General features: G+C 55.3%; 15 protein-coding genes. 12 read left to right on the top strand and 3 right to left on the bottom strand.

Annotation, left to right across the window (positions count from 1 at the left end):
* Positions 1–10: 10 nt before the first annotated feature.
* Both PJU76_RS06045 and PJU76_RS06040 read right to left on the bottom strand, forming a co-directional pair.
* Positions 11–2296: an EAL domain-containing protein gene (locus PJU76_RS06045; RefSeq protein ID WP_271780891.1), complete on the bottom strand. Its 2286-nt coding sequence runs from the start codon at positions 2294–2296 to the stop codon at positions 11–13.
* On the bottom strand, positions 2230–2652 hold the full coding sequence (locus PJU76_RS06040) for a protoglobin domain-containing protein (RefSeq protein ID WP_271780890.1): 423 nt from the start codon (positions 2650–2652) through the stop codon (positions 2230–2232). Before PJU76_RS06040 ends, PJU76_RS06045 begins: the two co-directional genes overlap by 67 nt.
* Before the next feature lie 253 nt (positions 2653–2905).
* On the opposite strand from PJU76_RS06040, the gene PJU76_RS06035 reads away from it, so the two are divergent.
* The 3 genes from PJU76_RS06035 (at position 2906) to PJU76_RS06025 (ending at position 4331) form a co-directional block, all read left to right on the top strand.
* On the top strand, positions 2906–3079 hold the full coding sequence (locus PJU76_RS06035) for a PCP reductase family protein (RefSeq protein WP_215849368.1): 174 nt from the start codon (positions 2906–2908) through the stop codon (positions 3077–3079).
* 339 nt (positions 3080–3418) lie between these two features.
* Positions 3419–3943, top strand: coding sequence for an AAA family ATPase (locus tag PJU76_RS06030; RefSeq protein ID WP_271780889.1), 525 nt, complete (start codon positions 3419–3421; stop codon positions 3941–3943).
* A 37-nt stretch (positions 3944–3980) separates the two neighbouring features.
* A complete protein-coding gene (locus tag PJU76_RS06025; protein WP_271780888.1) occupies positions 3981–4331 on the top strand; it encodes a Rieske (2Fe-2S) protein in 351 nt (116 codons plus the stop codon).
* Here PJU76_RS06025 and PJU76_RS06020 read toward each other — a convergent pair.
* On the bottom strand, positions 4326–4820 hold the full coding sequence (locus tag PJU76_RS06020; RefSeq protein WP_271780887.1) for a tetratricopeptide repeat protein: 495 nt from the start codon (positions 4818–4820) through the stop codon (positions 4326–4328). The genes PJU76_RS06025 and PJU76_RS06020 overlap by 6 nt on opposite strands.
* A gap of 216 nt (positions 4821–5036) precedes the next feature.
* On the opposite strand from PJU76_RS06020, the gene PJU76_RS13620 reads away from it, so the two are divergent.
* The 9 genes from PJU76_RS13620 to PJU76_RS05975 all read left to right on the top strand — a co-directional run bounded on the left by PJU76_RS13620 (position 5037) and on the right by PJU76_RS05975 (position 14321).
* Positions 5037–5702: a prepilin-type N-terminal cleavage/methylation domain-containing protein gene (locus tag PJU76_RS13620; RefSeq protein ID WP_408629751.1), complete on the top strand. Its 666-nt coding sequence runs from the start codon at positions 5037–5039 to the stop codon at positions 5700–5702.
* A 288-nt stretch (positions 5703–5990) separates the two neighbouring features.
* The gene (locus tag PJU76_RS06010; RefSeq protein WP_271780886.1) at positions 5991–6482 is read left to right on the top strand and encodes a DUF1614 domain-containing protein; all 492 of its coding nucleotides are present in this window, start codon (positions 5991–5993) and stop codon (positions 6480–6482) included.
* A 20-nt stretch (positions 6483–6502) separates the two neighbouring features.
* Positions 6503–6718, top strand: a complete 216-nt coding sequence (locus tag PJU76_RS06005; RefSeq protein ID WP_271780885.1) for a hypothetical protein — start codon at positions 6503–6505, stop codon at positions 6716–6718.
* Between the two features lie 79 nt (positions 6719–6797).
* Positions 6798–8057: a type II secretion system F family protein gene (locus PJU76_RS06000; RefSeq protein ID WP_271780884.1), complete on the top strand. Its 1260-nt coding sequence runs from the start codon at positions 6798–6800 to the stop codon at positions 8055–8057.
* The gene (locus PJU76_RS05995) at positions 8047–8628 is read left to right on the top strand and encodes a GspH/FimT family pseudopilin (protein ID WP_271780883.1); all 582 of its coding nucleotides are present in this window, start codon (positions 8047–8049) and stop codon (positions 8626–8628) included. The genes PJU76_RS06000 and PJU76_RS05995 overlap by 11 nt, the downstream gene beginning before the upstream one ends.
* Before the next feature lie 11 nt (positions 8629–8639).
* On the top strand, positions 8640–9113 hold the full coding sequence (locus PJU76_RS05990) for a prepilin-type N-terminal cleavage/methylation domain-containing protein (protein ID WP_271780882.1): 474 nt from the start codon (positions 8640–8642) through the stop codon (positions 9111–9113).
* 2 nt (positions 9114–9115) lie between these two features.
* Positions 9116–10252, top strand: coding sequence for a PilW family protein (locus PJU76_RS05985; RefSeq protein WP_271780881.1), 1137 nt, complete (start codon positions 9116–9118; stop codon positions 10250–10252).
* Positions 10249–10836 (top strand): hypothetical protein, encoded by a 588-nt coding sequence (locus PJU76_RS05980; RefSeq protein WP_271780880.1) that lies wholly within the window; start codon positions 10249–10251, stop codon positions 10834–10836. Before PJU76_RS05985 ends, PJU76_RS05980 begins: the two co-directional genes overlap by 4 nt.
* Positions 10833–14321 (top strand): pilus assembly protein, encoded by a 3489-nt coding sequence (locus tag PJU76_RS05975; RefSeq protein ID WP_271780879.1) that lies wholly within the window; start codon positions 10833–10835, stop codon positions 14319–14321. The genes PJU76_RS05980 and PJU76_RS05975 overlap by 4 nt, the downstream gene beginning before the upstream one ends.
* Positions 14322–14545: the final 224 nt, after the last annotated feature.

The following is a 14545-nucleotide window of genomic DNA, read 5'->3' as shown; positions in this document are numbered from 1 at the left end:
GCATTTTGGCTCATGGATGCCTATTCCGGTTTTGCCCAGTCATGTCCAGCAGTTCCGCCAACAGCAAACGACTCTCTTGATCCAGCAGACACCCCTGATGGATGGCCCCCTCGGTATCCCCGGCATCCAGAAGAGATTTGGCGGCACGGGCAAATTGGTGCATTCGCTCATGGCGGGTGAGTAGGTCAGCGAAATCCGGTACCTGACCAAAGATACGTGCGCCCTCCCCCCGTAGCCATCGCCCCAGATGGCAATAATCCTCTGCATCCTCTTCCAGAGTATAGGCCGGGAACGGGTTTTCGTGACGCAGGGCGCGGAGAAACATCTGGACGCGCAGGGTATGGCCCTCCAGAATCGGCGGCAGAATATCCATGAATGTCGAGACATCCCCCACCCGAAGGATGGGGCGGAAACGGGTGCTCCAGGCATGAATGGCCTCGGGAGGGAGCGGCCTGGAAAAATAGTACCCCTGCAGATGGCTGCACCCCATTTTGGTGAGCAGTGCCGCGTGCTCTGCCGTCTCCACTCCTTCAGCGATCACATCCAGACCCAGCATGCGGCTGGCGGTAATCACCGCCGCGACGATGGCAAGGTCCTTGGGATCATTGATCATGTCGCGCACAAAACTCCGATCGATCTTGATGGATTGGGCCTGGAGTTGCTGGAGGTAGGTTAGAGACGCATTGCCGGTACCAAAATCATCGAGGGCGACGCGCACCCCCATGCGATGACAGGCAGCCAGGAGGACTTGCGCGCCTGCCATATCGATCAGCGGCGCCGACTCGGTGACCTCAATTTCTAGTTGATTTTGGGGTACGTCCGGGTGATTGGCCAAGATTTCCCGTAGATCGTCCAGGAAGCGGGCATCAAGCAGGTGGCGGGCGCTGATATTCACCGATATGCGCAACGCCAGCCCTTCCCGACGCCAAGCTTCTTCTTGACGCAGGGCCATTTCCAGGACGAATCGGCCGATAGAACGCGCGAGGCTGGGGTGGTCCAGGGCGGAGAAAAAGGCGGCTGGGGGGAGCAGTCCTTTCTCCGGGTGTTGCAGGCGAATAAGGGCTTCCACGCTCAGGACCTCCCCGACGCTGGATACGATAGGTTGGTAGTGCAGAATCAGACGCTTGTCGTTCAATGCTTGCTGCAACATGACGCGCATCTCCGTCTCTGCTTGTACGGCCTCATCCAGGGCCAAAGTATGCAGATGAAATTGGTCCCGGCCCGCATCCTTGGCGGCATAGAGCGCCATATCGGCGTGCTGTATCAGCATACTGGCGTTACTGTCGTCCAGAGGATAGAGGGTGATTCCTAGACTACCGGATATGCTGACCGCTTCGCCATGGATATCCAGCGCTTCCCGGATGCTAGCGAGTAGGCGTCTACAAATAACTCCGAGACTGTCCACGCTATCCAGGCCGGGCAGCAGCAGCCCGAATTCATCGCCGCCCATCCGCGCGAGGGTGTCCCCGGCGCGCAAATGTCCTTGTAGCCTTTGCACCACGGCCAGCAGCAACTGGTCTCCGGCCGCGTGCCCGAGCCGATCGTTCACCTGCTTGAACCCATCGAGATCGAGCAGCGCCACGCCAAGGAGTCGCTCATTCCTCAGCGCCTGGGTTTGGGCGATTTCCAGACGATCCAGGAAGAGGGTGCGGTTTGGTAAACCGGTCAGCGGATCGCGCAGGGATTGGTTGCGCAGTTGGAGCACCATCTCGCCGAGATGGGCGAACGCATGAAAATAATCTGATCCAACTCGACGAAAGTATCCTTTTTCGCGCGCCCCGATCAGGATCGCACCACGCAGATCCTCCTCACCGAAGGGAAATATACCGACTTCCTTAACCCGGTTGTGGAGGTCCTTGATCCACTCTGGGGCATGCGGATCTTCTACGGACCGGATGACCGTCTGTCCGCATTCCAGTGCCTCCCAGCAAGGATCTCCAGTATTCTTTGGTAGTTGCAGAGTCGGCAGTGGGAGACCGGCAATGCACTCCAGGGTTAATACATCTCCCATGGCACCACTCACCACATAACCAGCCAGGCGTACGCTGGCGCTCTTGCGCGGCAGGGCTTCGCAGATCTGCTGGAGCAACAACGCCTCCGGGCGTTGGGACTCCGCCCCTTGGGGAACGGCAAGCACCCCCAATAAAACATCGAAGAGGGCCAACCGATCGGCATCGGTCTCGCGGGATGCGCGGGCATAGCCGTCGAGTTGGACCATGAGGTCGCCAATCAGCAGACGGAACAAGGCGTCCCGCAGCGCATTCCGGTCGGCCTCCGGAACCTGGTCCTGGAGCACCTTCTGCCACAATGGCGCCAGTAGAGGATATAGGCGCCGGCGAGCCAGGAGGGCTTGATGCCCAGACGGTGGTGCAGAGCCCCGATTTTGCGCATGGATTCCCGCCAGGATTTGTTCAGGTGACTGGCCAAAAGTCCGCTGATGTGTTCCGCCTGTTTCTGCATCAGGGCGTCCAGACGCGCGCGGGAGAAATCCCGGAAGACGGCGGCGGTGACCGGGTGTGAGAGCAGATACTCGTAGAAATCGTGTGCGAGTGCCCCGGTTTCCGCCTCAAGGAGAACCCGGTAGCGTTTGATGAATTGAAAGTCCGAATCATGCAGACCGAGAAAATTAGGGAGCGTGCTGGTGGTGTCCATAGTTTTAAGTGATCCCTGTAAAAAATCGCGATCTTCCGCCCATCTAGGACAATCCAGCAGCAAAGAAAAAGCACTACGATTATACCCAAGCAATTTCAGGCAAGCGTGCAGCATTAATGCCGCGCTTGCCTGAAATAGTAGATCAATTCAATGGGCTAAGCCACATCGGCTTGACACCTTGTTAGCAAGCCCATAAAATTTTCTCTTTAGCTACAGCGCCGCAATCCCCCACCCGATGTTAAGGAGTCAACAAATGAGCGAACAGACACTGCCCTGGGACGAGGACGCACTGCAACGTCTGGAGAAGATGCCCTCTTTCGTGCGCAACATGGCCAAGGCCAAAATCGAGAAGGCCGCCAAGGAAGCGGGCGAATCGAAAGTCACCGCCGCGTTTCTCGATGCCAACAAAGGGAAAATGATGGGTTAACCTTATTCCCAGTTCAGCAAAAGCAACAAAATAAATCTAAAATAATCCAATTGCCAGCCTATGGTTCTGATAGCCCACTGCTTTGAGGTCGCTCATAAACATGGCGTCCTTGCCGGTCATCGGCTATCATGCGCACCGGCACCTTAAATAGCCGATTTTCTCGGCCCGGTGTATCACAACTTTACAAACGCTGGATTCTGTCAATTCATATCCGCCGCCGACATGGGGCAAGCGGCACCATCCTTGCCTTATGGCTGCCCGCAAAAGCAGTACCATATTCTAAATCGCGATCAGGCGGACCGTGCCGCCATATTCACAAACGATGCACGCCAGGTAAACATGCTATTGGAAGAAAAACCTTCACCATTGATCATCTTCACCGTCGGCACGTCCGCCAGTGGCAAAAGCACCTGGGCGCGCGCCATGCAAAGCCAATACTCCAGCCTAAATATTCACGTCATCGAACGGGACGCCATCCGGGCGGCCTTGTATTATGAGGCATCTGGACAGCCGTTTTCCTGGAAGACCTGGGACAAAGCGCAGGAAGATCGTGTGCAATCGCTCTGGGAAGAAGCCATTCGCCAGGCGATGATGGAAGCAGACGTATTGATTATCGCAGACACGCATCTTGATCCAGAGCGACTGGCTCCCTATGCGGAATGGATACGGTCTCTGCAGACGACAGGCAACGATCCGGAAATGATCATCCAATATTTTTCATCCATACCGCTGATAGATCTCATTCGTCGAGACCAGGGACGGATCAATTCGGTCGGCGGTGCGGTGCTGCGTGAGCAGCTTCAGCGGTTACAGCCGGAGGAGCATTATTGGCGGGCGGTTGAATCGAAACGCACAAACCAGTAAATTTACAACGGTTTTCAGACACAGGAGCATGTTCATCATGGCTAAAAGCAAAATTGGGGCGCAAGACGATTTCCCCAGAGGCCAGGTCAAGGCCTGCAAGGTTGCGGGTATGGATCTTGCCGTCTATGCATTGAACGACGGTTATTATGCCACACAGGCCAGATGCACTCACCTGAAGGCGTCATTAACGGACGGCAAAGTCATTGATGACCAACTCATCCAATGCCATCGGCACCACGCGCGTTTTGATATCCGCACCGGCGAGGTCGTGGACTGGGCCAGCTTCCCCCCAGGTATTCAGTTGCTTAATTTTATATGTCCCAGAAAGGCGCTCAAAACCTTCCCGGTGAGCGTGGAAGACGGCGCACTCTACATCGAAACCTCATAACTCAAACCCCAAGGCCCGCAGTTTCGCCTTGGCGACGCTATGGCCAAGGGCCGCCGCCTTCCCAAGCCACTGGATACCGAGCGCATGGTTTTTCTCGACGCCAATCCCGTTGAGGTGGCAGATTGAGAGCCACTCCATGGCGTCCGCATGTCCCTTTTTCGCCGCGGCCTCAAACCAAACAGCGGCGATTTTGCAGGCATTAGCCGCATAAAAATAGGTGCCGACATTGTTCATAGCGTCGGCATCCCCCGCCTCCGCCCGCGCGATCTCCTGAACGCAGGCGTCCGCCATATCCATGGGTATGTAAGCGGCCATGCTGGCCAGGTCTATTTTCCACATCAGTCCACCGGGGCCGCGCTCGGCATGGACTCGCTTGCCGTTTATCGACTCGGACTCCAGCCAGTTGTTGATCGTTCGCACGGATTTACCCGCCAATAGAGCCGCGGTTTGGGTGCTGATGTAAGTGGATGAATCCCTGGACGTATCCATTAGCATCTCCTTTTTTTCTGAGTTTCTACCGGCTTCCATGGAAATAAGTCTAGCATTTCCACGCACACAGATGAAAATATTGATGCTTTACTGCACTTCCACACAATCGCGTGGAAGAGACTTCAAGCAACGGAGATAATTTCCACGTTTAAACGTGGAAATTCCGTGAGTTTCTTGGGGGATGTATGTTTTCGACTCCAGATTCCTCCATCAATTATGCCCTATGACGTGCATGGGAAATATAATCACCCATTATTTCAGGGAGGTTACAAACTGCAACACGTCATACCGGCGCATATTGGCATGAATTATGCAAAAAAGATGGCAGCCCACGCACGTTGCCTGGGTGGCTATTCACTCCACCAGGGAGATTTACTCATGAGCAAATTTGTAGAAAAGGCGCAGGCCAGCGCCGAAGCCGGTTTCACCCTTATCGAGCTGATGATCGTCATCGCGATTATCGGTATTTTGGCGGCTATCGCCATTCCGCAGTATGAGCAGTATATCGAAACATCTAAGGCCACTACCGTGACCCAGGATTTCCATCAACTGGTAACCCAGGCCACTGCCGCCGAAGCCGCCGCCGCCGCCGGGCAAACCACCAGCATCACCCTGCCCGTGAATTCAACAACGGGTACCGCCACAGGTATCGAAGGTTGCGTTGATTTCTCTAAAGCTACACCTACCCCCAGTAATAACATCGTCACGGTTACTCCAATTACCTCCTATGTGAACTTTACGGCAGATTACACAAGCTGCAGCAAGGGCTTGCAACAGAAAATCTCTGGCGCCTTGACAGGTGCAAATATAAGTGCGGGCACAACGGGGGCCACTTCCGTTACGGTCTCGGTCGACCAAAATGGTACGGTAGTTTTCAGCTAAGCTGAGCACTAACTACCAGCGTGGCGTCAGCCACGCTGCATAACAGAGGGCACTAGGTACTGATGCCCTCTGTTATGCAAAAACTGAAAAACCCCATTGCGAGTGTCTGACCCATACCCTTCACCCGCTATCGCGTTGGCACGAACAGATGGTAACGCAGAGAGATGAGCACCGATGAAAAATTTATCACCTGCATCCCGCTTCACCCTCGTTGATCTGGTGATCCTTAATAGCGTTATGCAAGTGACAAACGGTACAGCGTCATGAGTAATTCAATGGAACGCGGACATGCTTGAGCCCGCCATTCTTACCGCCCTCGTCAGCACGGGGCTTCTCCTGAAATATTGGCGTCAAGTCAAAGACCAGCAAATCATTCTTGGTTTCCTGCTCTTTGCCGCGACCGCGGGCATGTTTACGCAGTATTGGGGCATTACCGGCTTGCATCTGTTTACGGGCGGCTTCGTGATCTGGCCGATTCTGGTCCTGCTCCTGGGGGACCGTTTCCCCTGGCCCTTGGCCTACCCACTGACTTTTATCGGCACCCTGATTCCGGACCTTTACGACGCGGGCACCACGGCAGACTGGCAAAATGGCTGGTTCCTCGACGTAGGGGGTGCGGGATTTCAGGACGGAATTTTTCTCGTGCCCCTGGAAACCCTGATGGCGGCAGGCATGCTGAACAAGTTCGGAATATTCATGCGCAAACGCGGCTATTTCAGTAGAAGGATGAACCTCGAAAAGGATGCTTATCCCAAGGATAGAGACAGACGTGCCCGATAAAAAACCACAGGAGCAGCAGCATGAACGAAAGCGACCGCCAAACCCGCATTAGTCAACTCCAGAACCATCGCCACGCCCTACTCCAGCAACGCGACAGACGGGGCGCGTCCATCGCTTCCATTGACATGGAGCTCAACGTGGTGCGCAGCGAGTTGCAGGCGCTGTATGAAACCGGACGGAAGCCGCCGCAGCATCATCCCTCTGCTCCCAAGGCCACTACGCCGCAGCTCGTTTGAGGATTTCCCTCGTAGACCTTCGCCGCCTTGCAATTTTCGGGGTTTATACTAATTATCCAACGAGACGGGGGGCAAAAAAATGGCATCGATCCTGAGTAAAGACAAGAAGTCCGCAATCCGCGCGGCAAAGACCTACGACTTTACCTGGGAGGCGACCACTCCCGATGGGAGAGAAAAGAAAAAGGGCGAAATGAACGCCGTCTCCGCCAACGTCGTGCGCTCCAATCTGCGCCACACGGGACTGATGCCCACCGTTGTGCGCAAAGCGCCGCAACCCCTGTTCGGGGAAAGAGGCGTCAAAGAAGCGCAGTTAGTGGTGATGGTCCGACAGCTCTCCACCATGATCAACGCCGGCGTGCCCATCGTGCAGTCCTTTGAACTGCTCATCTCCGCCACTTCCGGCGCGGGCATGAAAAAATTGCTCAAAGGCATTCTCCAACATCTCCGGGAAGGCGACTCCCTGTCGCAGGCCATGGCCCACTTTCCCAAATACTTCGACCGCCTCTTTGTGTCCCTGATCGCCGCCGGTGAGCAGGGCGGCATCCTCGACACCATTCTGTTGCGTCTGGCCGAGTACCGCGAAAAGACCCTGGCACTGAATAAAAAGGTGAAGTCGGCCATGTTCTACCCGGCGGCCATCATCACCGTCATGGTCGTGGTCGTGATCATTCTGATGATTTTCGTCATCCCGGTATTCTCGCAGTTATTCAGCAGCTTCGGCGCCACATTGCCGTTGTTGACGCAGGTTGTCATCAACATCTCCAACTGGATGAAAAGTCATTGGTATATTGTGGTGCTCGTGCCCATCGCCGCGGTATGGCTTTTTGTCTATGCCTACAAGCACAACCTGTCTTTCAAGACCGTGGTAGACCGTTTCTCCCTGAAAATCCCGGTGCTGGGCGACATCCTGCTTAAAGGCGCGGTGGCGCGCTTTATGCGCACCCTGTCCACCATGCAGGCGGCGGGGGTACCCATCATGGAGGCCCTGGGAACCCTTTCCAAGGTCTCCGGCAATATCATCATCGAGCGCAGTGTCCTGGCGGCCCGTGACGACGTCGCCGGTGGTGGTCGCATCACCACCCAGCTCAAATCCGACGGCGTCTTCCCCATCATGGCCACGCAGATGCTGGCCATCGGCGAGGAAACCGGCGCCATCGAAACCATGTCAGGCAAGGTCGCCGATTTTTACGAAGCGGACGTGGAGGAATCGGTGGACCGCCTCTCCACCCTCATGGAGCCGATGATCATGGTGGTGCTCGGCATCATCGTCGGCACCCTGGTGGTCGCCATGTATATGCCGATCTTCAAGATGGGCGCGGTGGTGACGCATGGGGGGTGAGGGCGGCGCGGGCGATACCGGGTCGGTGAAACCCCGTCGCAGGCCCATGCGGGGATTCACCTTGATTGAGTTGATGATCACTATTGCCGTGCTTGCCGTTATCCTTGCCATTGCCATCCCCGATGTTGAAATCTGGATGGTGCGCGCACGCATACAATCCGCCGCCGGGAAACTTCAGCAAGACATCAACTGGGCAAAGGGCTACGCCATCCGCAGCGGTTATCCGGTGAATGTGAGCGTTCAGGGCGGCGGTGGGAACACCTGTGCGTGGACCATATCGCCTACAGCCACCGGAGTACTGCAAAACGTACCCGGCATGACCGCCACGCAATATGCCAATCAGTACCAAAATACGCCCTGCACCGTTCTGACCAGCGGCACATTCAGCGTCACCCCCACCGGAATGGTGCAGAATCCGACAGGCACGATTACCAGTGCGAACGTAGAATTTCAGGCGGGCGGTAATAATCCGGCAGAGTACGGCTACTGGCTCATTCAAGTAGGGGGCGCCGGGGATGTGCGCTCCTGCGCCACGGCTTCCACTTACAGTACCCAATGCAACCTCCCGTGAGGTACCTCGTCATGCACTCGCCACAGCAACCGGAGCAAGGCTTTACCCTCATCGAGACGATGATCGCCCTGGCGATTTTTGCCATTGGTTCGTTGGGCATCCTGGCCATCCTCATGAACGGTTTCAGCATCAACGCCGAGGGCAACAACCTCACCGGTGGCTATCAGATTGCCCAAAATGCTATCGGCATGATCCGCGCCAACGGCAGCAACGCGCTGCAATTCAATAGGGCCGCCGTATCGAACACAGGCACCGTCACCGTTCCCGGCAGCGCCAACACCGTGGTTGCGCAAGCGATCAGCACCTGGAAAAACATGCTGTATCCTCCGGGTCTCCCTTCCGCCCTGCCCTCCGCCAGCGGCAAGATTATGGTCATTTCTCAGCAAGGCAACGGGATGTGCCCCTGCGCAGCCACTGTTTCCATTTCCTGGCTGCTGAACGGCATCCCGGAAACCTACTCCGTGCAAACTATCGTGGGATACTGACCATGCGTCATACTGACGGCTCCGAGATGGGCTTTACCCTCACCGAACTGCTAGTAACCCTGGCAATCGGCACCTTGCTGGCGACTGCCGTGTTCACGTTCTTTCTGAACAGCAGCCAGATTATCACCAACCAAAGTACCACCTCGGATATGTTTCAGCGTGGTCGCAATGCGTTGGCTTTGGTGCGTCAGGCAGTGGAGTCGGCGGGATTCGGGTTGCCGCAGGTTTCTAACTGTCCCAACGGGATTGCTGCTTACAACGTGAATCAGGCCCAATCGCCATTTTCTTTCACGGCCATTACCGCCTCCGTGCAAAGTAGCGGTACCTATGATCCGAAAAACATCAGTGGAATAGACACCTATTCCTTGATGACCGTGGCAGGGGGGGCTTCTTTTGGCAATGCCCCGGCGGCGCAGATCAGTTCCATTCCCAGCATGACTTCGCAGCGGGTGTTTTTGACGGGAACGGCACTCATCAATCCGGGGGATCTTTTTATTGTGCAGATTCCCGGACAAGCCTGCCTGATGGCCCAGGTAACCAACCTGCTAACGAATGGCAACGGGATTGGTATCGTTCACAATTCCGGACTGTCCAACTACGATCCTTCCGGAGGCTTCCAAACCTTGGCTAGCAGCGTTTATCCCGGCCTTAGCGCCGCAGCCTTTGTTGGTGCCAATTTCATCGACCTAGGCAGCAATAACTTCACCATTGATCAATTTACCATTGGTGACAGCGGCGGTACAGCGACACCTACCCTTTACTTAACCCAATACAACAGCCAGAGTCCTGCCATTGCGCCTGGTCGTCAGGCTTTAGCACGCGGTGTAGTAGACTTGCAATTAGAATATGGCCTAGGCAGTAATGGCGCCATAACACAATGGGTCCTTCCCGCAAATTACACAGCATCGGCCACACAGCAAATTCTTGCCGTACGGATAGCCATGCTTGCGCGTAGCACCCGCTATATGCCTAATGAAACCAGCCCGGCCAGCTTCATTATGTTACCCAACCAGAATCTAAGCTATACAGTGCCCACAACCAATGGCCCCGGCTGCCTGCAAGGCAATTGCAGTCACTATGCCTATCATCTCTTCGAAAGCGTGGTGCCGGTGCGCAATAATATCTGGGGTGGACCATGATCGAGCGGATGAAATATGAATTATCTACCCCTGAGACTGACCCCAACAAAGAAAGTGGGGCGATCTTGGTCATCACACTGGTTCTGGTTTTGGTCATCACCATCGCCGTGCTCGCGCTCATCTATCTGACCCGTAATAATGTGCTTATTTCTTCCAATATGGCGGTGCAAAGCGCCGCGCAGGAAGCGACGGATCAGGGCGTGACGGCTGCGAATACCAGCTTGCAGATCCTGCCAAACTGGCCGGAAATCACTTCTCCGGGCACATGGTATCTCCCGTTACCAAGCAACGCTAATGGCCTTACCCGCCCCACAGTGCCGCCCGCAAGCTTTTGGTCCAACTGCACCGGGACATCCTGCGCTTCCATTCCTGTACAATATGGCAGCTTTAATTTCAATGTGCAGTACGTGATGTATCCCGCTGGCTCCCTCGCCACCCAGGTAGGCGGCAACGAGCAAAATCAGACCGGCACCGGACCCGGTGTGCAGAGCATGCGTTATTACGTCGTTTATGTGCATACATCCAGAACCAATGGCGGCGGCCTCGGCGTCACTGTGCAGGCTATTTTGAGGAAAGTGCAATGAAGAAAAACTCGCGTCAGAAATTCATTGTCAGCATAATCTGCCTGTCCATGGCCGCAGCGCCCTTAGGCAGTTGGAGCAGCTTCGCGCAGGCCAGCAACAGCATCAATATTCTACCGGCCAATCAACCGCAGGTGATGATTCTGCTGGATAACTCACAAGGCATGGCTGGTGTCCTGCAAGGCCCCACCGGACTCTCCGGCGCCATTATGACCGGCTCCGGCACCGTGCCGGAAGATGCCAATTCGTCCTCGCCAATAGCCTACACAGCTAGCAGCTTCACGCCTCCGGCACTGGGATCGTCCGGGACCAGTGTACCCTACTCCGTCCCCTGCAATACGTCCGGTATTACCGCCGCCGCCCAAAGCGCCTGCGCCTCTGTGGGTGCATCCGCATCCTCCAGCGCCTATATAGACAACTCACAATCCATGCTCAACGTGGCGGAACAGGCCATCGGCACCATCATCAACACACCAGAATATAACAATAACATGCAGTTTGGCCTGATGGATTATGTCGGGAAAAACATCGCAGATGCAGGGATATCGCTCTATAATACCTGGGTATATTATATGAGCGATAATAATGGGTTCTCCTTTGGTACCAACCTCACGGGAGCGCCGTCCGGAGATATTGCAGTCGATAATCCGTGTTACGGATCGGTTAGCAACGGATATTTTACTAACAACTCATGTGCCAACATTTACAATCTTGGTTATAATAACCTATCTGTATCAGAACTCTATAACGATAAGTATCTCTACGTCAACGCCAGTAGTGATGCCCCGATCATCAATGACGTAATGTATGCGACGGGTTATGGTGGATCAGGGTCCGGATCTACGAATGCCGTAGGTGTCAATCCAACACTCTACAACATGAACTTACCTGATTACGAACAATTAGCTATTGGTGGATCATCAACTCCCTATGTGACTTATTATCCATATACTAGCCAACTGGCGGGCTATATGAGTCCCACCAGCGCTGGCTATATTCCCCAATCATATCAGCTATGGCTCTCTCAGAGAGGGTACGCCTTCAATGCCAGCACATCCTATAATAACGGCAATATCGTCAGCCCCATATCTGCGACAAACAGCACCAATGCGACCAATATCGCCAACGCCATTCTCCCGGAAGTTTTCCGAACTGACGAATCCATTAATTATGCAAAAGAAGGCCCGATAACCGCCTCTGCTGGCTATTCCCCCACGGCGGGTGCCTTCAGCACCGCACTGAGCTATTACGAGGGAAAGTTATCCAACCCGCCACCAACGACCTGCGGCAAGAAATATGTCATCTTTATCACCGACGGGCAACCCACCCAAGGCATGAATAACGGGTATGTATATCCGCCCTTGGGCAGCGCCTCGGCGCAACTATTCGGCGTTACTTCCATCACCGCCAGCACCTGGAGTTCAACCAACAACAATGCAGTGGTAGAAGCCATTAATGAAATCCAGAAGCTCGCGCAAAAGGGCATTAAGACCTATGTATTAGGCGTGGGTTCCGCCGTCAATCCCAATGTGCCGGGTGCAACCGCCGCCGATCAGGCCGTAGCCCTGCAGGGTCAGGCCGTGCTCACCGCCATGGCTCAGGCGGGTGGCACCAACAGCTTCTATGCCGCAACCTCCGCCTCGGCCGTGCAATCCGCCATGAACAGCATCGTCGCCAATATTCTCGGCAAAAGCGTTTCCGCGTCTTACGGCGCACCACCGTCCACAACCACGGGGTCTTTGGAGTTTTTGCTCAAGAATGTCAACCCGATCACCGGACAGGGCGACCTCTACGCCTATGCGCTACAAAGCAATGGTACGCCAAGCTCCAGCGCATCCTGGGACGCCAACACCTACATGAGCACCGGCAATCGCTCCAGCGCCCTCTATACCACAACGCCCGGTAGCACTATAAATGGCATCAACGGCTCAGGGCCTAGTGGCCTGCTGACCAGTGTCGCCACGAACACGCCCGGCGCCTTTGGCACGCTGCCCACGAACCTGACAGCCAGCACCATTGCCAGCTACACCATCGACCCGTCTTACAGCAACGGCACCTATCTCGGTGGGCGTGAAAGTGGCTGGTATATGGGCCTGCCCACCTCCACCCCGCCGCAGGTGCTCACCGCTCCTAACAATGGGCAACTGCTCGGTGCGGGCGGGGGGACCACCAACAGTTACCTGACCTTCGCCAGCAACCATGCCAACCGCCAGAATGCGGTCCTCTTCAGCGATAATGATGGTTTTCTGTACGCCATGGGCTATAACAATACCGGCGGCCCCACCCTCCTCTGGGGTTGGATGCCTCAAGGACTGCTTCCCCAACTTCAGAATTACAACACGTTCTGGCAGGGCGTCAGCATGCAGGGTGGATTCCAGACCACAGACGCCACGGTCGCGCCGACCCAACCGCATACTTGGCATACCTATGTCGCGGGTAGTGCCAGTAACGGTAGCATTCTCTACGACCTTCAGTTGACAGGGACAACCGCTCCCAATCTGCAGAACACGATATGGGAGGACGATCTGGGCAACAATTATAGCCAACCGCAGCCTGGCGATCCGGTCTTTTACCAATATCAGACGCCAGGAACCACAACCTTTGGTCAGACCTGGGCGCTATGGGCCGTAAACCAGGCAATCAGCGCCACCAGCAGCACCAGTTACCTGATTGGTGTCAATGTAGGCACCGGACAAAGCTTTCAAGATGCCCTTCCCTTCGACAATACCGCCACCCCCTATATCGATGCCACCGGGAATCTCTATCTGGGCGACAATACCGGTAACATATACGAAATATCCTCTGCTACGTTGCCAGGCTTACTGACACCCGGCACCGCGACCCTCACGCTTGCCAAGGATTTTGTTAATAACGCGGCCATTGGCAATTATTCGTCGGAATGGTCTGGGGGCCTCAGCGGCAGCAATCCAGGCGAAGTACAATACATTGGCGGTAGCTACTATCAAGGAAAAAACTATCTGCGCGTGCAGGGGCCCAATGGTATCACCATCTTTTCTCAGCTAAATGGCACCTGGTCACCGGTTTGGACCGCCTACGTCGGCGGTGCAGGCAATTGGAGCAGCGGTACTTTTAGTACGCCAAGCACGGGTGTCAACCCGCCCATCACAGCTTTGCCAGTAGGGTCCATCGTCTCTGCGCCCGCGCTGATTAACAGCGGTGCCGTCATTCTGCCCGTTACCGTGCCGCCACCTGCGGGCACCTGTGGAGATAACGATGCTTACTACTACCTCTATGCGCTCGACAACGGGGTGTTCCCCAGCGGTACTTTCACCGACAGCACCGGAACGACCATTACCGGCAGACTTTTCGTGGGTTACGGAACCGCCTTCACGCCGACCATCACCAGTTTCAATGGCCGCGCCATGTTGCAGGGCGCGGCTAACAATACCGGTTCGTCGGGAACATTCCCCACGAGCTTTGGTGCCGGACTGCCTTTAGGTGGCCCTGCGGGATGGAAACTGCATTGATTGCCGGATAGTCCGGGGTAATCGCTCATTTCCGGTAGCAAGATGATCCAGTAGCAAGCGCCTCTTCCCCGCGCTGATTTGCAACGTCCCAGTCGCGTTCAAGAATTTTGTCTATCTGGCCCATGACGTTTCTCCCGTTCTCCACAGAATAACGCCGGTCGGGATATGCTTTCTTCCAAAATGTGGCATATCTCCGCTTGAAAGCACAACACCTTCAATCACAA

Source organism: Acidithiobacillus ferriphilus (assembly GCF_028215975.1).
In the GTDB taxonomy this organism is placed as follows: domain Bacteria; phylum Pseudomonadota; class Gammaproteobacteria; order Acidithiobacillales; family Acidithiobacillaceae; genus Acidithiobacillus; species Acidithiobacillus ferriphilus.
This window is presented reverse-complemented; position numbering and strand designations above follow the sequence as displayed.

Excerpts from the sequence above, each read along its gene's own strand:
- PJU76_RS06040 (WP_271780890.1), bottom strand. The coding sequence starts at position 2,652 with ATGGACACCACCAGCACGCTCCCTAATTTTCTCGGTCTGCATGATTCG.
- PJU76_RS06035 (WP_215849368.1), top strand. The coding sequence starts at position 2,906 with ATGAGCGAACAGACACTGCCCTGGGACGAGGACGCACTGCAACGTCTG.
- PJU76_RS06030 (WP_271780889.1), top strand. The coding sequence starts at position 3,419 with ATGCTATTGGAAGAAAAACCTTCACCATTGATCATCTTCACCGTCGGC.
- PJU76_RS06025 (WP_271780888.1), top strand. The coding sequence starts at position 3,981 with ATGGCTAAAAGCAAAATTGGGGCGCAAGACGATTTCCCCAGAGGCCAG.
- PJU76_RS06020 (WP_271780887.1), bottom strand. The coding sequence starts at position 4,820 with ATGGATACGTCCAGGGATTCATCCACTTACATCAGCACCCAAACCGCG.
- PJU76_RS13620 (WP_408629751.1), top strand. The coding sequence starts at position 5,037 with ATGCCCTATGACGTGCATGGGAAATATAATCACCCATTATTTCAGGGA.
- PJU76_RS06010 (WP_271780886.1), top strand. The coding sequence starts at position 5,991 with ATGCTTGAGCCCGCCATTCTTACCGCCCTCGTCAGCACGGGGCTTCTC.
- PJU76_RS06005 (WP_271780885.1), top strand. The coding sequence starts at position 6,503 with ATGAACGAAAGCGACCGCCAAACCCGCATTAGTCAACTCCAGAACCAT.
- PJU76_RS06000 (WP_271780884.1), top strand. The coding sequence starts at position 6,798 with ATGGCATCGATCCTGAGTAAAGACAAGAAGTCCGCAATCCGCGCGGCA.
- PJU76_RS05995 (WP_271780883.1), top strand. The coding sequence starts at position 8,047 with ATGGGGGGTGAGGGCGGCGCGGGCGATACCGGGTCGGTGAAACCCCGT.
- PJU76_RS05990 (WP_271780882.1), top strand. The coding sequence starts at position 8,640 with ATGCACTCGCCACAGCAACCGGAGCAAGGCTTTACCCTCATCGAGACG.
- PJU76_RS05985 (WP_271780881.1), top strand. The coding sequence starts at position 9,116 with ATGCGTCATACTGACGGCTCCGAGATGGGCTTTACCCTCACCGAACTG.
- PJU76_RS05980 (WP_271780880.1), top strand. The coding sequence starts at position 10,249 with ATGATCGAGCGGATGAAATATGAATTATCTACCCCTGAGACTGACCCC.
- PJU76_RS05975 (WP_271780879.1), top strand. The coding sequence starts at position 10,833 with ATGAAGAAAAACTCGCGTCAGAAATTCATTGTCAGCATAATCTGCCTG.